We start from the raw sequence: 19,004 nt of genomic DNA, 5'->3' as shown, positions 1-19,004 counted from the left end.
CTCCGGCTAGGAAAACGGCAGATTCAATGGTTGTCGAACAGATCGGGAAAACGCTCGATCAGACGTGGTAGTGAAACGAGCAGTTCGCGCAGGTGGGCCTGTACCGCGCGTTCGGCAGCATCCGGTTCGCGGTCTCTGATCGCTTCGACGATTCGGGCGTGCTGCTCGACCAGCGTCTCCAGCGGCGTGCCGTCGGGCACGCTGATGTAGCGCACGCGGTCGAAGTGCGCCTTGACCTCTTCGGTGAATCGCCAGGCCGATTCGTGTCCGGCTTCCCGCGACAGCGTCTGGTGGAACTCCTCGTCGAGCACGTAGAAACGGTCGTAGTCGCCGCCGACGATCGTCCTTCGCTGGCGCTCGACCAGTTCGAACAGGTCATCCAGCCCGCGTGAAGACAGGCCTTCTTCCGCGGCGGACTTGGCCACCGCCACTTCGATCGCCTCGCGCACGAAGCGCGCACTGTAGACCGCCTGAGGGGAGATCTTGACCACGAAGGTGCCGCGCTGGGGGCGCACCTCGACCAGTCCCGCTTCCGAAAGGCGGATGAAGGCCTCGCGCACCGGCTGACGGCTGACCTTGAATGTGTCGGCGATCTCTTTCTCCGACAGTGCCTGGCCCGGCGCCAGCACGAGACGAATGATGGCGTGACGCAACACGTGATAGAGGCGTTGGCGTACATGGCCGGCATCCGACTCGTTCCATAGGGTTTGCAGGGTCGTTGAGGTCACGAGAGCTCCGGTGTTCTTGTCTGACTAGTATGGTAGTGGGTTGCCGGAAATTGACGATTCGACTTTGGGAGTAGAGCGTCATCGCCGATGAAAGGTAGAGCGTCATCGCCGATGAAAATCGGTCAGGTTTTGGCGGAGCTGGCCGATGTCCTGATTCAGAGGTTCTGATAATTCACGGTGAATGGACGGGAAGGGCATGGCAATACGCGACTGGCCGGAAGGGGAGCGGCCACGGGAGAAACTGCTAACGCTAGGGTCCGCGGCACTTTCCGATGCCGAGCTGCTGGCGATCTTCCTGCGGGTCGGCGTCAAGGGGCGCTCGGCGGTGGATCTGGCGCGTGATCTGTTGAGCAGCTTCGGCGGGCTGCGTCAGCTGCTGGAAGCGGATCGCCAGCGATTCTGTGCCGAGCATGGCCTGGGCGAGGCGACTTTCGTGCAGCTTCAGGCGACGCTGGAGCTGTCGCGTCGTCATCTCGGCAGCCTGCTCGAGCGTGACGCGGCGTTGACCTCGCCGACGCTGGTGCGTCGGTTCCTGAGTGCACAGCTGCGCCATCTCGATCACGAGGCGTTCGCGGCCCTGTTTCTGGACACGCAGCATCGCGTGATCCGCTTCGAGATCCTGTCCGAGGGCACGCTGGACAGCGCCTCCGTCTATCCGCGTGAAGTCGCCCGGCGCGCGCTGGCGCACAATGCCGGCGCCGTCATCTTTGCGCACAACCATCCTTCCGGCGTGGCCGAGCCGAGCGATGCCGATCGTCGGATCACCGAACGCCTGCGCGAGGCGCTGGGGCTGTTCGATATCCGGGTGCTGGATCATTTCGTGATCGGCGACGGCGAGGTAATCTCGTTCGCCGAGCGCGGCTGGTTATGAGCAGGCGACGCGGCGCCAGATTGGCGGTATGGGCAGTGAATGGACTGTGGTAATGGACAGTGTTTCGAGATTCGGATGGGAACGCGTGTCGGATTCGGGTAACATACCGCGCCATGTTCTGGGGTGACGCCCTTCGATGGCCTGTCGGAAACGATCGGCCAACGCTTCGCTGGAACGGCGGCAGTTGTCGTCGATTGTTGCGAAGCACGGAGGCGTCTGGTATAAAGTACGCCCTTTGAATCGGGGCACCTTTGAGTCGGCGCATTGATCCAGTGAATCAAGGCGTTGGACCATGGCAGTCGAGCGAATGAATACCCGCCATTTCCATGAGGGAATCGAAATGGACGGACTCTTCCCGAACTGCGTGTCCGAGATAAACCGAACAACCCAACCCGCCAGTGGTCGGAGGCTTCCATGTCCCAAGTTTGTCAGGTTACCGGTAAGCGTCCGGTGACTGGTAATAACGTCTCGCACTCACAGCGCAAGACACGTCGTCGTTTCGTCCCGAACCTGCATACGCATCGTTTCTGGGTCGAATCCGAGAAGCGTTTCGTCAAGCTGCGCCTGTCCTCCAAGGGCATGCGTATCATCGACAAGAAGGGCATCGAAGCGGTGCTCAGCGACATTCGCAAGCGCGGCGTTAGTCTTTAAGGAGTCGAGAGATGCGTGACAAGATCAAGTTGGTGTCCAGCGCCGGTACCGGCCACTTCTACACCACGGCAAAGAACAAGCGTAACACTCCGGACAAGCTCGAATTCAAGAAGTACGATCCGGTCGTTCGCAAGCACGTCATCTACAAGGAAGCCAAGATCAAGTGATCTAGCTTTCCGATAGCGCTGAAATGCCGGCGCTGAAATGACAGTACGGAAAACCCGGTCCTCGACCGGGTTTTCTCGTTTGTGATGGAAGAATCGCGAGAGTCCGACGTATGCCCGAGCTTCCCGAAGTCGAAACGACCCGCCGCGGTATCGCGCCTCACGTCGAAGGCCAAGAGATCGTCGAGGTCATCGTACGTCAGCGCCGCATGCGCGTGCCGGTGCCCGACGACCTGGAATCCACGCTGATCGGTGCCAGGTTCGGTGAGCTCTCCCGTCGCGCCAAGTATCTGCTGCTGCCATTGGGCGAGCGTACCCTGCTGTGGCATCTGGGAATGTCCGGCAGTCTGCGCATTGCACGTATCGGCGATCCGCCCAAGAAGCACGATCATATCGATCTCGTCTTCGAGAGCGGCCAGATCCTGCGCTATCACGATCCGCGCCGCTTCGGGTTCGTCGATTGGCTGAAAGGGGATGCCGCGACGGATATCCGGCTTTCCCGTCTGGGGCCGGAGCCGCTGTCGCCGGATTTCGACGGTCAGCGGCTCTATCGGTTATCTCGCGGCCGCCGTGCGGCGATGAAGACCTTCATCATGGACAATGCCGTGGTCGTGGGGGTGGGCAATATCTACGCCACGGAAGCGCTGTTCATGGCCGGCATCGATCCGCGTCGCGCGGCGGGTCGTGTCTCGCTCGAGCGTTTCGAGCGTCTCGCCGAAGCGATCAAGACGGTGCTGGCGGCGGCGATTACCCAGGGCGGCACCACACTGCGGGACTTCGTCAGTGGCACCGGCGAGCCGGGGTACTTTGCCCAGCGGCTCAACGTCTACGGTCGAGCCGGCGAGCCCTGTCGTCACTGTGGCATGGCGTTGCGCCATATGGTGCTCGGCCAGCGCGCCACGGTTTACTGTACCCTTTGCCAGACCTGAATGTTTTGCCCGATCGGGCTCGAAATCCGACCGGGGCGGCGTACGATTTGCCCCGACGGGTCAATGGATGGCTGCATGCGGGTTAGAATGCGCCGAGATTGCTGTTCGGCGACGCTCGTTCGAAACGTTGCTTCAATACGCTTTTCCTGATTTCCCTTGCCGATGGAGCCTTGCACATGGAGTCAACCGTGACCCAGACCCTGCGCCTCAAGAAGAACGCCGATCGACGTCTGAAGGCGGGCCATCTGTGGCTCTACTCCAACGAGATCGATATCCAGGCGACGCCGCTCAAAGGGCTCGAGCCCGGCGCCCAGGTGACCATCGAGGCCGCCAATGGCAAGGCGCTGGGTGTCGCCTACGTCAATCCGCATTCGCTGATCTGTGCCCGCATCGTCTCCCGCGATGCCGATGTCCGGCTGGACCGTTCTCTGCTGGTGCACCGCTTCAATCAGGCGCTGGCACTGCGCGATCGCCTGTTCGCCAAGCCGTTCTACCGGCTGATCCATGGCGAGGGCGATCTGCTGCCGGGACTGATCGTCGACCGGTTCGATGACGTGCTCGTGGTTCAGCTCAACACGCTCGGCATGGAAACGGTACGCGACGAGGTGATCGCGGCGCTGGACAAGGTACTGTCGCCCCGCGCCATCGTGTTCAAGAACGATTCCAGCGGACGGCGCCTGGAGCAGCTCGAATCCGAAGTCGCGGTAGTCCACGGCGAACTGCCCGACGAAGTGCTACTGGAAGAGAACGGCGTGCGCTTCGTCGCCCCGGTGCTGGATGGCCAGAAGACCGGCTGGTTCTACGATCACCGCGCCAACCGCGCCTGGCTCAACGGCCTGGTCGCCGGCAAGCGAGTGCTGGATCTGTTCAGCTATATCGGCGGCTGGGGCGTGCAGGCCGCGGCGCATGGCGCCAGCGAGGTACTGTGCGTGGACGCTTCCGAGGTCGCGTTGGACCGGGTTGCCGAGAACGCCGCGCTCAACGGGCTCCACGAGCAGGTGGCGGTCGGTCACGGCGACGTGTTCGAAGCCATGACCGCGCTGCGCGCCGAGGGCGAAAAGTTCGATGTGATCGTGCTCGATCCGCCGGCCTTCATCAAGAAGCGCAAGGATCTGGCCAATGGCGAACGCGCCTATGCACGCCTCAATCGTGAAGCGATGCGGCTGCTGGGTCGTGACGGGCTGCTGATGTCGGCGTCCTGCTCCATGCATCTGTACGAGGAGCGTCTGGTGGAGTGCGTGCGTGGCGCGGTGCGTCATCAGGATCGCCACGGTCAGATCATCTACCGTGGCGGTCAGGCTGGCGATCACCCGATCCACCCGTCGATTCCCGAGACGGCTTACCTGAAAGCCCTCGGCGTGCGGGTCTTCCGCAACTGATGATCGCAATGGCGCGATACCGCTGACATGTCTGCCAAACGGATCTGCGTATTCCGTCATCCCAATGTCTTGTTGGTCAGTCATGTTCGTAACGTGATCGAGAGCGCCGGTATCTCCGCCACGTTGCGCAACATGACCCTGGCTGGCGGGGCGGGAGAGTTGCCGCCCGATCAGTGCGAGGCGGAGGTCTGGGTGGCCGCCGCGGCCGAAGCGCAGGCGAGCCGACTGGTCAGGGAAGCGCTCGACGGACCGGTCGTGGTCGCGCCACCGTGGCATTGCCTCGGCTGCGGTGAGCGGCTGGAAGGGGTCTTCGATCGCTGCTGGCAATGTGGTCGAGCTCGCCCGGCCGACGATCCGGCATGACGTTCAAGGAGCGAGACGTTTATTCGGGGAAGCGAGACGTTCCGGGATCGCTTCCGGTCGGCCACGAGTCTCGCCAAACATTGTCGAAATTACCGCTGACAGTTCGGAGGTCCATATGACATGGGATCTGCCCAGCCCGTTCGTGATCGACATTCAGGTCGAGGCGTCGAACATCGACCATTACGGTCACGTCAACAACGCCGAATATCTGCGCTGGGTCGAGCGCGCCAGCTGGACCCACTCCCGCCAGCTCGGGCTGAGTCTCGACGACTATCGAGCGCTCGATCGCGGCATGGTCGTCCATCGTCACGAACTGGATTATCTGGCACCTGCCTTCGAGGGCGACTCGCTCCAGCTTGCCACCTGGATCGTCGCCTGCGATGGCCGCTTGACGCTGACGCGGCGGTTTCAACTGTGCCATGTCGCCAGTGCACGAACGCTGCTTCGCGCCCAGACGCGTTTCGCCTGCATTGAACTCTCCAGCGGGCGGCCCAAGCGAATGCCGCCGCGATTCGCCGAGGTCTACGGCGGGGCTGTAGTGGCGAAATAGAAAATATTTCTACCTATCGGTGCAAATCCAGATTTTCTTTCAAAAAGCGTTCGTCATTCAGGTCTTGTTCGTCTTTTTTCTTCCCCTATCCCGCCTTTATTGCTGTTGTGCTGTAATTCGCTCGATCCCTTCAATGACAACCAGCGATCGAGGAGATGGCCATGCACATCGGCGTTCCCAAGGAAATCAAGAACCATGAATATCGCGTCGCCCTGACACCGGGTGGCGCGCGTGAACTGGTGGCGCGAGGCCACCGTGTTTCGGTACAGGCGGAAGCGGGCAGTGGCTGCGGCTATCCGGACGATGCCTACCGGGAGGCCGGCGCCGAGGTGTTGGCCGATGTCGAGGCGCTGTGGGCTTCCACCGATCTGATCCTCAAGGTCAAGGAGCCCCAGGCGGAAGAGGTCGCCCGGCTACGGCCGGCGCAGACGCTGTTCACCTACCTTCATCTGGCGGCCGAGGAGAAGCTGACTCGCGGCCTGATCGACAGCGGCGCGACCTGCATCGCCTACGAGACCATCACCGACGATCTGGGTGGCTTGCCGCTGCTGGCGCCGATGAGTCGCGTGGCGGGCCGTATGGCCGTTCAGGCGGGCGCGCACAGCCTGGAGAAAGCCCAGGGCGGTGCCGGCATTCTGCTGCCGGGCGTGCCGGGTGTAGCGCCGGCCAAGGTGGCCGTGATCGGTGGCGGCGTGGTCGGCGAGAACGCCGCGCGGATGGCGCTGGGGCTGGGTGCCGAGGTGACGATTCTCGACAAGTTTCTGCCTCGGCTGGAAGTGCTCGATCACCGTTATCAGGGCCAGATCCGTACCGTCTATTCGACCACCGAGACGCTGGAAGCCGCCGTGCGCGAGTCGGACATGATCATCGGCGCGGTACTGGTGCCCGGTGCCGCCGCGCCCAAGCTGATCACCCGTGCGATGCTCGCCGAGATGAAGCCGGGAAGCGTGCTGGTGGACGTGGCGATCGACCAGGGCGGCTGCTTCGAGACCAGCAAGCCGACCACCCATGCCGAGCCCAGCTACGTGGTCGATGGCATCGTCCACTACTGTGTCGCCAACATGCCCGGTGCCGTTGCGCGAACGTCGACCCAGGCGCTGACCAATGCGACGCTGCCGTTCGTGATCGCACTGGCCGACAAGGGCTGGAAGCGGGCGCTCACCGACGATCCCCATTTCCGGGGCGGGCTCAATGTCCATGCCGGCCAGGTGACCTACGCCGCCGTGGGCGAAGCTTTCGGGCTCGAGGTGGTGTCGCCGGAGCAGCTCCTGAAAGACTGAGAACCGACCCCCGTCGGGTCGGGGGTGTTCGCTATGGGGAGGGTGGCAAGGTAAACTGCCCGCACTGTCACTTTCCCCTAGCGATTCGAAGAGTTCATGAGCAAGCGACGCGTTCTTACCGGTATCACCACCACGGGTACGCCGCATCTGGGCAATTATGTCGGCGCGATCAAGCCGGCCATCGCCGAGAGCCAGAATCCCGACGTCCAGTCCTACTACTTTCTTGCCGACCTGCATGCGCTGATCAAGGCGCAGGATCCGCAGCGAGTGCAGCAGTCGCGGCTCGAGATCGCGGCCACGTGGCTTGCGCTGGGGCTGGATACCGACAACGCGATCTTCTATCGCCAGTCCGATATCCATGAAATTCCCGAGCTGACCTGGCTGCTCTCCTGCGTCTGCGCCAAGGGCCTGATGAACCGGGCGCACGCCTACAAGGCAGCGGTGGCCGACAACGAGGCCGATGGACAGAGCGATGCCGATCGCGGTATCACCATGGGGCTGTTCGGCTATCCGGTGCTGATGGCCGCCGATATCCTGATGTTCAACGCCCACAAGGTGCCGGTGGGACGCGACCAGATCCAGCATATCGAGATGGCCCGCGACATGGCGGGGCGCTTCAACCATATCTACAAGGGCGACTATTTCACCCTGCCCGAGGCGATCGTCGACGAGAAGGTCGAAGTGCTGCGTGGTCTCGACGGCCGCAAGATGTCGAAGAGTTACGACAACACCATTCCGCTGTTCGTCAGCGAGAAGAAGCTGCTCAAGCTGGTGCGCAAGATCAAGACCAACTCGCTGGAGCCGGGCGAACCCAAGGATCCGGATACCTGCACGCTGTTCCAGATCTACTCTGCCTTCGCCACGGAAGAAGAGAGCCTGGACATGCGTCGGCGCTATGCGGAAGGCATCGGTTGGGGCGATGCCAAGAACGAGGTCTTCGAGTACTTGAATGCCCACCTGCGCGAACCGCGGGAGCGTTACGAGGCGTTGATGAACGACCCCGCTCACATCGAGCAGGTGTTGATAAAAGGGGCCGAGCGAGCCCGCGCTGAGGCCAATGCGCTGATGGAAAAGCTGCGCGTCGCGGTAGGGCTGGGGCGCTTCCAGTAAGCCCCTTTCGTGACCTACAGGCCGGCCTTCGGGCCGGCTTTTTTGGATCTCTCTATATAGCCATAATGTCTAAGAAAAGCACTTTTTGTCGTTTTCGTATTCCTGACTAAAAGACTAAAGTATTGCCCATTCGATTTGAGTCTAAAAAGGGGCTTCGCTTATGACGACGCTGACACGTACGGCGCCTCCGGGCATTGGACGGCTTTCGCCCAAGGCGTGGATCGCGGCGGTATTGCTCGCGGTGGGTTCACTGGCCGTTGGCCTGGCGTTCGGTGGTAATCAGGGCTGGCTGATGCTGGTCGGCGGTGCGTTGGGGATCGTGCTCTATCACGCCTCGTTCGGTTTCACTTCCGCTTGGCGCGTGTTCATCACTGAACGCCGCGGACGCGGCCTGCGGGCACAGATGGTGATGCTGGCGCTGGCCGTGGTGCTGTTCTTTCCGGCGCTGGGCGCCGGCACGCTGTTCGGCCATCCGGTGCAGGGCTTCGTCTCGCCGATCGGTGTGTCGGTGATCGTCGGTGCCTTTCTGTTCGGAATCGGCATGCAACTGGGCGGGGGCTGTGCATCGGGGACGCTGTTCACCGTAGGCGGCGGCAATGCCCGCATGATCATCACGCTGCTCTTCTTCATCGTCGGTTCGGTGATCGGTACGGCGCATTTTGCCTGGTGGCAGAGTTTGCCGGCCTTCCAGCCGACCTCGATGATCGATCTCTTCGGTACGGGCGGCGGTATCGCAGCCAGTCTGGTGCTGTTCGCGGCTATCGCGGCATTAACCATTGCCATGGAAAAGCGACGTCACGGTCAGCTGGAACAAGCACCTTCGGTCTCCGCCGGCCCCGGCCGCTGGCTGACCGGGCCGTGGCCGATCCTGGCAGGGGCAATCGGCCTGGCGCTGCTCAACTTCCTGACGCTGTCGCTGGCCGGGCGTCCGTGGGGGATCACCTCGGCGTTCGCGCTGTGGGGCGCCAAGGTGTTTCAGGCTGTCGGCGGCGACGTCACCGGCTGGGGATACTGGCAGAATCCGGGCAATGCCCAGGCGTTGAGTGGCAGTGTCTTCAGCGATATCACCACGGTAATGAATATCGGCATCATTCTGGGTGCCGGACTGGCGGCGACACTGGCGGGCCGGTTCGCCCCGAATTTCCGCATTCCGCTGCGTTCCGTGGCGGCGGCGGTGATCGGCGGCCTGTTCCTCGGCTACGGTGCTCGCCTGGCCTTCGGCTGCAATATCGGCGCCTACTTCAGCGGCATTGCGTCCGGCAGCCTGCATGGCTGGTTGTGGCTGGTGGCAGCCTTCGCCGGCAACATGTTTGGCGTCAAGCTACGTCCGCTGTTCTTTCCCGGCCCGGCCAAACCCGTCGCGGCCAGTTGCTGACGGCCCACGGATGCCGTGACGAAAGCCCCGCCAGCGCGGGGCTTTTCTATTGGCGGGTAGTCTTTTGGTCAGAGGGTTCCCTGGCGGACATGCCATCGGCGGCGGCAGATGGCATACTGGTCGACCCTTGGCCAGCCGCGAGCTGGCTCGGCGTTCATATGGTTGCGTGGCAGCCGTGTGAGCGATAACGACAATGCGCCATCGGGCCTGCACCAACGACCGGTGAGCTCGCCCGTCCGACAGGCGCGTTTCATTCGTTGGTTACCGCGAGAGTCGATTCATGTCCGATCACGCCAAGCGCCCGCTTTACATTCCTTACGCTGGACCTTCGCTGCTGGAAACCCCGCTGCTCAACAAGGGCAGTGCCTTCACCAACGAAGAGCGAGTCGAGTTCAACCTGGTGGGGCTGTTGCCGCAGAACGTCGAGAGCATCGAAGAGCAGCTCGAGCGCGCCTACCATCAGTACACGCTGTGTCAGAACAACCTCGACAAGCACATCTATCTACGGGCGATTCAGGATGACAACGAGACGCTGTTCTTCCGCCTGCTGGAAGAACATCTCGAAGAGATGCTGCCGATCATCTACACCCCGACGGTGGGGGAGGCGTGCGAGGAGTTCTCCAACATCTATCGCAACCACCGCGGCCTGTTCATCTCCTACCCCGATCGTCATCGCATGGACGACATCCTGCGTAGCGCGACCAAGGACAAGGTGCGGGTGATCGTCGTGACCGACGGCGAGCGTATCCTCGGCCTGGGCGACCAGGGTATCGGCGGCATGGGCATTCCGATCGGCAAGCTGTCGCTCTACACCGCCTGTGGCGGTATCAGTCCGGCCTACACGCTGCCAATCACGCTGGATGTGGGTACCAACAATCAGAAGCTGCTCGATGATCCGATGTACATGGGCTGGCGCCACAAGCGTGTATCGCCGGACGAATATGCGGAGTTCATCACGCTATTCATGGAAGCGCTCAAGCGTCGCTGGCCGAACGTGCTGCTGCAGTTCGAGGACTTCGCCCTGACCAATGCCATGCCGTTGCTGGAGCGTTACCGTGACGAGCTGTGCTGCTTCAACGACGATATCCAGGGTACGGCCTCGGTCTGCGTGGCGACATTGCTGGCCTCTTGCAAGGCCAAGAATGCCAAGCTCAGCGAGCAGACGATCACCTTTGCCGGCGCGGGCTCAGCCGGTTGCGGGATCGCCGAGCAGATCGTGGTGGCGATGACCCGCGAAGGGCTATCGGAAGCCGAGGCGCGCAAGCGGATCTTCATGGTCGACAAGGACGGCCTGCTGACCACCGACATGGAAGGGCTTCACAGCTTCCAGCAGCGGTTGGCACACGATCCCGCCGAGTTGAGCTTCGATGGCGATGCGCGGCAGTTGATCGACGTGATTCGCAACGTCAAACCGACGATCCTGATCGGTGTCTCCGGCCAGCGCGGGCTGTTCACCGAGGAGGTGATCAGGACCCTCAACGCCAACTGCGAGAACCCGCTGGTCATGCCGCTCTCCAATCCGACCTCCAAGGTCGAAGCGGTCCCGCAGGACGTGCTGGAATGGACCAACGGCCAGGCGATGGTGGCGACGGGCAGCCCGTTCCCGCCGGTGGAGATCAATGGGCGCACGATTCCTATCGCCCAGTGCAACAACTCGTATATCTTCCCGGGTATCGGCCTCGGTGTGATTGCAGCCAATGCGACACGCGTCACCGACAACATGCTGATGGCGGCCTCCAATGCGCTCGCCGACAGCGCACCGATCGTCAAGACCGGGGAAGGTGCACTGCTGCCGGCGCTGGGCGATATCCGCGAGATCAGCCAGGCGATCGCCTTCGCCGTCGGCAAGCAGGCCCAAAAGGATGGCGTCGCGCTCTCCTCCAGCGACGAAGTCCTGTGGGACGCGATCCACGGCCATTTCTGGTATCCACGTTACCGTCAGTATCGTCGTCGCTCGATCTGATAGTAGCGCCCTTCAGAAGTCGGGCCGCTGACGATTACACCCCGAAAGTCGGACACTCAGTCCGACCTTCGGGGTGTTTTCATGAGAAGCAGACACGAAGAGCAGTCCAAGACAGACGGCAAGCGAGGGGCGTAGGAATCAGGAACGGTCCACCCGATGCATGCTGAATTATTTTGGGATGGGACTCATTTTTCCAGTACGGATGCCGATAGGAGTAACTCAAGCATGCGATTGGCGCTTGCGTGCATGCATGGTGAGACGAGGCAAAAATGAAGAACCTATCTGTCAGAAGAAGCCTGACGCTGGCTCTAGCCGTGCTGGTGGCAATGATTGGAGCCATCAGTGGAGTAGGGTTCTACTCCAACAGCATCAGTTCGAGCGTGATAGACGAGCTAACAGAAATCAATATCGAGCAGACCAATACACTGAACCGCACACAGGTCAATCTGCTCAGCGTACGGGTCATGCTGGAGAAAGCCGCTGCTCTCAGCCGGCAGTCAGAAGATGACGATGCCCTGGCGATGCAGCAGCGTGCTCAGGAGGCATTGGACAGAGCGACGCAGCGGTACGCTGAGTTCCAGCGAGTCCCTACGAGCCAGGACAGCCGCCGCGACCCTTATGTCGATGCGATCAAGGCCGCGTATACCGATCTGGTTCCCCAGACGTTGCAGCCTCTGCTGACAAACAGCGATCCGGACGAGATCAGACGTGAAGAGCAACGTCTCGACGATAAGTTCGCCGCTTTCGATGAGGCGTCCCGTGCGTTCGTCCGCTATGTCGAGGAACGTGGCGACGAACTGATCGCCAACGATGCCCAGTCGACCCTGATCGTGGAAATCGTATCTATCGCGCTGCTCCTGCTGGCGCTGGTCGCCGCATTGCTCGTGCGTATCGCGATGATTCGAACCGTCGTGAACCCGCTGCAGGAGGCCGTCGATCACTTCGACCGTATAGCCAAGGGCGACCTGACCGCCGAGATCGAGAATCGCGGAACCAACGAGATCGGCAAGCTGTTCGGTGCGCTGAAGAACATGCAGGTCAAGCTTAGCGAGTTGGTGCTGTCCCTGCGTAGCAGCAGCGATAGTGTCTTCACCGGTGCAGGCGAGATTGCCAGCGGCAGTCAGAATCTATCGACTCGCACCGAAGAGCAGGCCTCCGCACTCCAGGAAACGGCCTCGAGCATGGAACAGATGGCCTCCACCGTGCGCCAGAATACCGATTCGGCCATTGAAGCCGACCGCCTCTCCTCCAGTGCTTCGCAGGCCGCCGAAACCGGGGGCAAGGAAGTTCAGCGCACGGCGGACCTGATGCGTGAAATCGCGGCGAGTTCCCGCAAGATTCAGGAAATCATCGGCGTCATCGACTCCATCGCGTTCCAGACCAACATTCTGGCGCTGAATGCTTCCGTCGAAGCGGCTCGCGCCGGCGAGCAGGGGCGTGGCTTCGCGGTGGTCGCCAGCGAAGTGCGGTTGCTGGCCAGCCGTAGCGCTGATTCCGCCAAAGAGATCCGCGCCATGATCGAGGAGACCACATCCAAGATCGAAGTCGGCGCCGAGCAGGCAGAGCGCAGCGGACAGACCATCAACGAGACCGTGGATGCGATTCGCCAGGTATCCGCGCTGATGAACGAGATCGCTACGGCGACGCGCGAGCAGAATAGCGGTATCGACCAGATCAACGTGGCAGTGACACAGATGGACTCGGTGACCCAGCAGAACGCGTCTCTCGTCGAGCAGACGAGTGCCGCGGCTGCCTCGCTCGAGAGCCAGGCCAGGCATTTGGCGAAGCTGATTGCCACGTTCCGGGTCAACGGTGCTGCCGCTCCGGCCACGACGGCCAGTCTGACCAACGATATCCCGCAGTCTTCTTTGCCGGCTCCGTCGCGCAAGCCGAAGACGAGCGCACGCCCTGTTGCGACCGAGGAGGAATGGAGCGAGTTCTAGGTCAGCGTCGCTGAAAGACCTATCGAGCCCGCCTCGATGAACTGCACCCCGAAAGCTGGATGCCAATCCCGCCTTCGGGGTGTTTTTTTATGGCAAGCGAGCCGTTGGCAATGCGTCGAACCGGACCCCGGCGTTCGGTCGAGGTATCGCAACGTCAATGGCGACAAAGCGGCTTGCCTGTGACCCGACACGAAAAAGCCCCACCGACCGGTGGGGCTTCGTTCGCGACTTGCTTGACCGCTTGAAGCGGGTTTACAGCATGCTGCGCAGCACGTAGTGGAGGATGCCGCCGTGGCGGTAGTACTCCAGCTCGTTGGCGGTATCGATGCGGCAGAGCGCGTCGATCTTCTTCTCGCCCTTGTCGCTGGCAATGGTCACCTTGACCGTGCTGCCTGGCGCGAGATCCTTCAGGCCCTCGATAGATATGGTCTCGTCGCCGGTCAGGCCCAGCGTTTCGCGGCTCTCGCCTTCGGGGAACTGCAGCGGCAGCACGCCCATGCCGATCAGGTTGGAGCGGTGGATACGCTCGTAGGACTCGGTCAGTACGGCGCGAACGCCGAGCAGGCGCGTACCCTTGGCCGCCCAGTCGCGGGAGGAGCCGGTGCCGTACTCCTTGCCGGCGATCACCACCAGCGGCGTGTCGTCTTCGGCATACTTCATCGCCGCATCGTAGATCGACATCTGCTCGCCGCTGGGCACGTGACGGGTGTAGCCGCCTTCGACGTTCTCCAGCATCTCGTTGCGGATCCGCACGTTGGCGAAGGTGCCGCGCATCATCACTTCATGGTTGCCGCGACGCGAGCCGTAGGAGTTGAAATCCTTGACCGCCACGCCGTGCTCCTGCAGATACTTGCCTGCGGGGCTGTCCGGCTTGATCGAGCCGGCCGGCGAGATATGGTCGGTGGTGACGGAGTCGCCGAGCTTGGCCAGAACACGGGCATTCTGTATGTCCTTGACCGGCTTCGGCTCCTTGTCCATGCCTTCGAAGAACGGCGGGTGCTGGATGTAGGTGGAGTCCTTGGACCAGGCATAGACCTCGCTCTCGGGGAACTCGATCGACTGCCAGATCTCGTCGCCGTCGAAGACCTCGGCATACTCCTTGCGGTACATCTCGGTCTTGACCTTCTCGACCGCCTCGGCGATCTCGGCCTGGGAGGGCCAGATGTCCTTCAGATAGACATCGTTGCCCTGCGGGTCCTTGCCCAGCGGTTCCTTGGTGAGATCCTTGCGCACGTTGCCGGCCAGCGCATAGGCGACCACCAGGGGCGGCGATGCGAGCCAGTTGGTCTTCACCAGCGGATGGACGCGACCTTCGAAGTTGCGGTTGCCGGAGAGCACCGAGGCGACGGTAAGATCGCCGGCATTGACGGCCTTCTCGATTGGCTCGGGCAGCGGGCCGGAGTTGCCGATACAGGTCGTGCAACCGTAGCCGACCAGGTTGAAGCCCAGCGCGTCGAGATCGTCCTGAACGCCACCGGCGGCCAGGTAGTCGGTCACTACCTTGGAGCCAGGGGCGAGCGAGGTCTTGACCCAGGGCTTGGTCGTCAGCCCTTTCTCATGAGCCTTCCGTGCCAGTAGCCCCGCAGCCATCATCACGCTGGGGTTGGAGGTGTTGGTGCAGGAGGTGATGGCGGCGATCACCACGGCGCCATGGTTGAGAGAGAACGTCTCGCCCTCGTACTCGACTTCCTGGCTGTCGCCGGTGCGATAATCGTGGCCGGTCCGGTAGGCTTCGCCGTCGGCAGGCGGGGCACCTACCGCGGTATCGCCGCCTTCGGACATCCACTTGCCTTGCTCTTCCCTGGAAGCGTCCGGCTTGTCGCCGTTCATCAAGCTTTCGAACGTGGCTTTCAGGTCGGTCAGGGCGACGCGATCCTGGGGGCGCTTGGGGCCGGCCAGAGAGGCTTCGACCTCGCCCATGTCGAGATGGAGCGCATCGGTGAAAGTCGGCTCGGCGCCCGGCTGGCGCCACAGGCCCTGAGCCTGGGTGTAAGCCTTGACCAGTTCGATCTGGTCTTCGTCGCGGCCGGTCAGGCGCAGGTAGTTGAGCGTCTCGTCGTCGACCGGGAAGAAGCCGCAGGTCGCGCCGTATTCGGGCGCCATGTTGGCGATGGTGGCGCGGTCTGCCAGCGGCAGGTCGTCGAGGCCATCGCCGTAGAATTCGACGAATTTACCCACGACGCCTTTCTTGCGCAGCATCTGGGTGACGGTCAGCACCAGGTCGGTGGCGGTGATGCCTTCGTTGAGCTTGCCGGTCAGCTTGAAGCCGATCACTTCCGGGATCAGCATCGAGACGGGCTGGCCGAGCATTGCCGCTTCGGCTTCGATGCCGCCAACGCCCCAGCCGAGAATGCCCAGGCCGTTGATCATGGTGGTGTGGGAGTCGGTGCCGACCAGCGTGTCCGGGAAGGCGTAGGTCTTGCCGTCGACTTCCTTGGTCCACACCGTCTTGCCGAGATATTCCAGGTTGACCTGGTGGCAGATGCCGGTGCCCGGCGGCACGACGCGGAAGTTGTCGAATGCGTTCTGGCCCCAGCGCAGGAATTCGTAGCGCTCGCGGTTACGTTCCATTTCCATGGCGACGTTGTCCTTGAACGCGGAGGCGTCGCCGAAGTGGTCGACCATCACCGAGTGGTCGATGACCAGATCGACCGGCGAAAGCGGGTTGATGCGATCGGCCTTGGCGCCCAGCTTCTTGACCGCGTCACGCATGGCGGCCAGATCGACCACGCCGGGGACGCCGGTGAAGTCCTGCATCAGCACGCGCGCCGGGCGATAGCCGATCTCGCGAGTCGACCTGCCTTCCTTGAGCCAGTCAGCCAACGCCTGGATGTCTTCCTTCGCCACGGTGGGGTCGTCGGCGTAGCGCAGCTGGTTTTCCAGCAGCACCTTGAGCGTCATCGGCAGCTTGTCGATGTTGCCTAGCGTCTCGGCCGCCTTGGGCAGGCTGTAGTAGTGAAAGGTCGTGCCTTTGACGTCGAGCGTCGCCAGCGTATGACTCGAGTCTGTAGACATCAGGGTGGTCCTCCTCATGGCGGCGGCTGGGCCCGATACTCGGCGCCAGCGAGCCTGTCCGGTTCCTTAACGGCGATACGTCGGCCTTTTCTGCTTTTTGGCCGCCGGCGCCTGTCGATGGGGTGTCGGTACACCGCTCTTCTATCGGATCGCTGCCAATCCGTTTCGCCATGCCCAGCGAAATCGCTCGGTCATTCGGCGATCCGGCAAGCGATTGCACAGCATTGCCGGGCGAATTGGGTTGTCGACAATAATCATGGGCACGATAACATGCATTTTCAATCGGAGGCTTCGCGACTATCGTCCGGTATGCTCGTCCGGTACGGCCTTGAAAATGCCTGTCGTTGCCACCAGCTTTTAGCGTAGTCCGTGCCGACACACTCTGCAGCGCTGCCTGTCCGGGAGTCTGTGGACGTCACCCACGTTTCGAAAGGTTGCTCATGCCACAGGAGACGATCATTGATTGGCCGGTTCACTGTCCGTATTGCGACGCGCCTTTTTCGCTGTTGCTGGATGTGAGTGCGGGTGGCTATGACACCTGGGAGGATTGCGTGGTCTGCTGCCAGCCGATTCATGTCGTGGTGGAAACGACGCACACGGGCGAGCTGGCAGCCGTCACCCTGGCCAGTGACGACGATGTAGTGTGAGACGAGATGTAGCGTGAGACGACGATACAGTGTGAAAGGTCTTGATAGCGATATTGCAAAGCATTGATAGTCAATTGCTATGCATTCAATTGCGGCAATTAAATTGGAGTATGGGTGATTAGCCATTAGTCTAGTCGCTCAAAATTCGTAGCCTCACGATAAACCACGACAGGAGATACTCATGAGCGTACTCGTAGGACGCCAAGCCCCGGATTTCGAAACCGCAGCCGTGATGCCGGATGGCTCCATCAAGGATGACTTCCGTCTGTCCGACAGCAACGGCAAGCTGCGCGTGCTGTTCTTCTGGCCGCTGGATTTCACCTTCGTCTGCCCGTCCGAAATCATCGCCCATGACAATCGTCTGGCGAAGTTCAAGGAACTTGGCGTCGAAGTGATCGGTGCCTCCATCGATTCGCAGTACACGCACCACGCATGGCGCAAGACGTCTCCGGACGCTGGCGGCATCGGTGAAGTCGGCTTCCCGGTCGTGGCCGACGTCAAGCACGAGATCTGCCAGGCCTACGGCATCGAACATCCGGAAGCCGGTGTCGCACTGCGCGCCTCTTTCCTGATCGACGAAGATGGCGTCGTCCAGCATCAGACCGTCAACAACCTGCCGCTGGGCCGTAACGTCGACGAGATGCTGCGCATGGTCAAGGCGCTCAAGTATCACCAGACTCACGGCGAAGTCTGCCCGGCAGGCTGGGAAGAAGGCCAGGAAGGTATGAAGGACACTGCCGAAGGCGTGGCCAAGTACCTGGGCACTCACGCCGGCAACCTGTAAGCGGCGTGATCATCGAAGGCGGCCCGACGGGCCGCCTTTGTCGTTTCTGGTATCATTGCCGCCGATTGCAGTGTCCTGTGGCATGACCCGGCTCTTGGCAAGACTCGAAGCCGGGCCATGCCACAGGACGTTGAGTATCGATACACGCCAACCAAATCGTTGATTGAATCGAGGTAGTCATGAGCGACGCGCGCCACGAACGTTTGATTATCCTGGGCTCCGGGCCGGCCGGTTACACGGCTGCCGTCTATGCCGCGCGGGCGAATCTCAAGCCGTTGCTGATCACGGGCATGCAGGCTGGCGGGCAGTTGACCACGACCACTGACGTCGACAACTGGCCGGGCGACGAGGAAGGTGTCCAGGGCCCCGAGCTGATGGAACGCATGCGCAAGCATGCGGAGCGTTTCCAGACGGAAGTGCTATTCGATCACATCAATGAGGTCGAGCTGCGCGAGAAGCCGTTCACGCTAAAGGGGGACAACGGCACCTACACCTGTGACGCGCTGATCATTGCCACCGGTGCCAGCGCCCGATATCTGGGGCTGCCTTCGGAACAGCAGTTCATGGGGCAGGGCGTTTCCGCCTGCGCGACCTGTGATGGTTTCTTCTACCGTAACCAGCATGTCGTCGTGATCGGTGGCGGCAACACGGCAATGGAAGAGGCGCTCTATCTTTCCAATATCGCGTCGAAAGTCACGCTGGTTCATCGACGCGATAGCCTTCGCGGCGAGAAGATCCTGCAGGATCGTCTGCACGAAAAGGTCGAGAACGGCAACATGGCGATCGAGTGGAATCACACCCTCGACGAGGTGCTGGGTGACGGCAGCGGCGTTACCGGTGTCCGGTTGCGTTCCACGCTGAGCGGCGAAACCAAGCAGCTCGATGCCATGGGTGTGTTCATCGCCATTGGCCATACGCCGAATACCGGCATCTTCGAAGGCCAGCTCGATATGGCCAACGGATACATTCGCGTTCAGTCCGGTCTGGAAGGTAACGCCACGGCGACGAGCGTACCCGGCGTATTCGCGGCGGGGGATGTCATGGACCACGTCTATCGTCAGGCCATCACTTCCGCGGGCAGCGGTTGCATGGCGGCGCTCGATGCGGAGCGGTTCCTGGACGATTTGTAAGCCGGGCTGCGCCCGGAGTTTGAAGAGCGGCACGGCGTGACTGGAAGAGATTGACTGAAAGAAAGGTCGAAATCTTCGAACGAAACATGCCAGCGACGGACCATATCGTCGCTGGCATGTTT

Annotated in this window: 17 protein-coding genes; 15 read left to right on the top strand and 2 right to left on the bottom strand. The window is 61.8% G+C overall.

Translation table 11 applies throughout. The features are described from left to right. Nucleotides 1-23: 23 nt before the first annotated feature. Nucleotides 24-728, bottom strand: a complete 705-nt coding sequence (locus DOM32_RS05260) for a GntR family transcriptional regulator (protein WP_110631930.1) — start codon at nt 726-728, stop codon at nt 24-26. Nucleotides 729-924: 196 nt separating this feature from the next. Here DOM32_RS05260 and radC point away from each other — a divergent pair, with 196 nt between their 5' ends. The 12 genes from radC (at nt 925) to DOM32_RS05200 (ending at nt 13,306) form a co-directional block, all read left to right on the top strand. Continuing rightward, complete coding sequence (gene radC, locus DOM32_RS05255) at nt 925-1,599, top strand: RadC family protein (protein WP_071231788.1); 675 nt, start codon at nt 925-927, stop codon at nt 1,597-1,599. 414 nt (nt 1,600-2,013) lie between these two features. Further along, a complete protein-coding gene (gene rpmB / locus DOM32_RS05250) occupies nt 2,014-2,250 on the top strand; it encodes a 50S ribosomal protein L28 (RefSeq protein WP_071231789.1) in 237 nt (78 codons plus the stop codon). An 11-nt stretch (nt 2,251-2,261) separates the two neighbouring features. After that, the gene (gene rpmG / locus DOM32_RS05245; RefSeq protein WP_035472447.1) at nt 2,262-2,417 is read left to right on the top strand and encodes a 50S ribosomal protein L33; all 156 of its coding nucleotides are present in this window, start codon (nt 2,262-2,264) and stop codon (nt 2,415-2,417) included. Nucleotides 2,418-2,527: 110 nt separating this feature from the next. Then, nucleotides 2,528-3,343, top strand: a complete 816-nt coding sequence (gene mutM / locus DOM32_RS05240; RefSeq protein WP_110631928.1) for a bifunctional DNA-formamidopyrimidine glycosylase/DNA-(apurinic or apyrimidinic site) lyase — start codon at nt 2,528-2,530, stop codon at nt 3,341-3,343. A gap of 188 nt (nt 3,344-3,531) precedes the next feature. Further along, entirely contained in the window at nt 3,532-4,722 is a 1,191-nt protein-coding gene (locus DOM32_RS05235) for a class I SAM-dependent rRNA methyltransferase (protein ID WP_110631978.1), read from the top strand. A gap of 27 nt (nt 4,723-4,749) precedes the next feature. Continuing rightward, on the top strand, nt 4,750-5,085 hold the full coding sequence (locus DOM32_RS05230) for a putative signal transducing protein (RefSeq protein WP_110631925.1): 336 nt from the start codon (nt 4,750-4,752) through the stop codon (nt 5,083-5,085). A 115-nt stretch (nt 5,086-5,200) separates the two neighbouring features. Beyond that, nucleotides 5,201-5,635 carry an acyl-CoA thioesterase gene (locus DOM32_RS05225; protein WP_110631923.1) on the top strand — a complete coding sequence of 145 codons (435 nt, stop codon included), beginning with the start codon at nt 5,201-5,203 and terminating at the stop codon, nt 5,633-5,635. Nucleotides 5,636-5,796: 161 nt separating this feature from the next. Continuing rightward, nucleotides 5,797-6,915: an alanine dehydrogenase gene (gene ald, locus DOM32_RS05220; protein WP_110631920.1), complete on the top strand. Its 1,119-nt coding sequence runs from the start codon at nt 5,797-5,799 to the stop codon at nt 6,913-6,915. Between the two features lie 96 nt (nt 6,916-7,011). Further along, entirely contained in the window at nt 7,012-8,025 is a 1,014-nt protein-coding gene (locus tag DOM32_RS05215; RefSeq protein ID WP_110631917.1) for a tryptophan--tRNA ligase, read from the top strand. A gap of 160 nt (nt 8,026-8,185) precedes the next feature. Then, nucleotides 8,186-9,400, top strand: coding sequence for a YeeE/YedE family protein (locus DOM32_RS05210; RefSeq protein ID WP_110631914.1), 1,215 nt, complete (start codon nt 8,186-8,188; stop codon nt 9,398-9,400). A gap of 280 nt (nt 9,401-9,680) precedes the next feature. Then, entirely contained in the window at nt 9,681-11,363 is a 1,683-nt protein-coding gene (locus DOM32_RS05205) for an NAD-dependent malic enzyme (RefSeq protein WP_110631911.1), read from the top strand. A 269-nt stretch (nt 11,364-11,632) separates the two neighbouring features. Beyond that, entirely contained in the window at nt 11,633-13,306 is a 1,674-nt protein-coding gene (locus DOM32_RS05200; RefSeq protein WP_110631908.1) for a methyl-accepting chemotaxis protein, read from the top strand. A gap of 252 nt (nt 13,307-13,558) precedes the next feature. Here DOM32_RS05200 and acnA read toward each other — a convergent pair whose 3' ends face one another. Next, nucleotides 13,559-16,321, bottom strand: a complete 2,763-nt coding sequence (gene acnA / locus DOM32_RS05195) for an aconitate hydratase AcnA (protein ID WP_110631906.1) — start codon at nt 16,319-16,321, stop codon at nt 13,559-13,561. A 440-nt stretch (nt 16,322-16,761) separates the two neighbouring features. Between acnA and DOM32_RS05190 the strand changes: the two genes are divergently transcribed. The 3 genes from DOM32_RS05190 to trxB all read left to right on the top strand — a co-directional run bounded on the left by DOM32_RS05190 (nt 16,762) and on the right by trxB (nt 18,882). After that, complete coding sequence (locus DOM32_RS05190) at nt 16,762-16,968, top strand: zinc ribbon domain-containing protein (protein WP_110631904.1); 207 nt, start codon at nt 16,762-16,764, stop codon at nt 16,966-16,968. 181 nt (nt 16,969-17,149) lie between these two features. Further along, entirely contained in the window at nt 17,150-17,752 is a 603-nt protein-coding gene (locus DOM32_RS05185) for a peroxiredoxin (protein WP_087717624.1), read from the top strand. A 179-nt stretch (nt 17,753-17,931) separates the two neighbouring features. After that, entirely contained in the window at nt 17,932-18,882 is a 951-nt protein-coding gene (gene trxB / locus DOM32_RS05180; protein WP_110631901.1) for a thioredoxin-disulfide reductase, read from the top strand. Nucleotides 18,883-19,004: the final 122 nt, after the last annotated feature.

Origin of the sequence: Salinicola salarius (assembly GCF_003206135.1) — a bacterium.
GTDB classification, from domain to species: domain Bacteria; phylum Pseudomonadota; class Gammaproteobacteria; order Pseudomonadales; family Halomonadaceae; genus Salinicola; species Salinicola salarius.
This window is presented reverse-complemented; position numbering and strand designations above follow the sequence as displayed.

Bases quoted from the DNA above. Each gene is read 5' to 3' on its own strand.
- radC (WP_071231788.1), top strand. From the start codon at position 925: ATGGCAATACGCGACTGGCCGGAAGGGGAGCGGCCACGGGAGAAACTG.
- rpmB (WP_071231789.1), top strand. From the start codon at position 2,014: ATGTCCCAAGTTTGTCAGGTTACCGGTAAGCGTCCGGTGACTGGTAAT.
- rpmG (WP_035472447.1), top strand. From the start codon at position 2,262: ATGCGTGACAAGATCAAGTTGGTGTCCAGCGCCGGTACCGGCCACTTC.
- mutM (WP_110631928.1), top strand. From the start codon at position 2,528: ATGCCCGAGCTTCCCGAAGTCGAAACGACCCGCCGCGGTATCGCGCCT.
- DOM32_RS05230 (WP_110631925.1), top strand. From the start codon at position 4,750: ATGTCTGCCAAACGGATCTGCGTATTCCGTCATCCCAATGTCTTGTTG.
- DOM32_RS05225 (WP_110631923.1), top strand. From the start codon at position 5,201: ATGACATGGGATCTGCCCAGCCCGTTCGTGATCGACATTCAGGTCGAG.
- ald (WP_110631920.1), top strand. From the start codon at position 5,797: ATGCACATCGGCGTTCCCAAGGAAATCAAGAACCATGAATATCGCGTC.
- DOM32_RS05215 (WP_110631917.1), top strand. From the start codon at position 7,012: ATGAGCAAGCGACGCGTTCTTACCGGTATCACCACCACGGGTACGCCG.
- DOM32_RS05210 (WP_110631914.1), top strand. From the start codon at position 8,186: ATGACGACGCTGACACGTACGGCGCCTCCGGGCATTGGACGGCTTTCG.
- DOM32_RS05205 (WP_110631911.1), top strand. From the start codon at position 9,681: ATGTCCGATCACGCCAAGCGCCCGCTTTACATTCCTTACGCTGGACCT.
- DOM32_RS05200 (WP_110631908.1), top strand. From the start codon at position 11,633: ATGAAGAACCTATCTGTCAGAAGAAGCCTGACGCTGGCTCTAGCCGTG.
- acnA (WP_110631906.1), bottom strand. From the start codon at position 16,321: ATGTCTACAGACTCGAGTCATACGCTGGCGACGCTCGACGTCAAAGGC.
- DOM32_RS05190 (WP_110631904.1), top strand. From the start codon at position 16,762: ATGCCACAGGAGACGATCATTGATTGGCCGGTTCACTGTCCGTATTGC.
- DOM32_RS05185 (WP_087717624.1), top strand. From the start codon at position 17,150: ATGAGCGTACTCGTAGGACGCCAAGCCCCGGATTTCGAAACCGCAGCC.
- trxB (WP_110631901.1), top strand. From the start codon at position 17,932: ATGAGCGACGCGCGCCACGAACGTTTGATTATCCTGGGCTCCGGGCCG.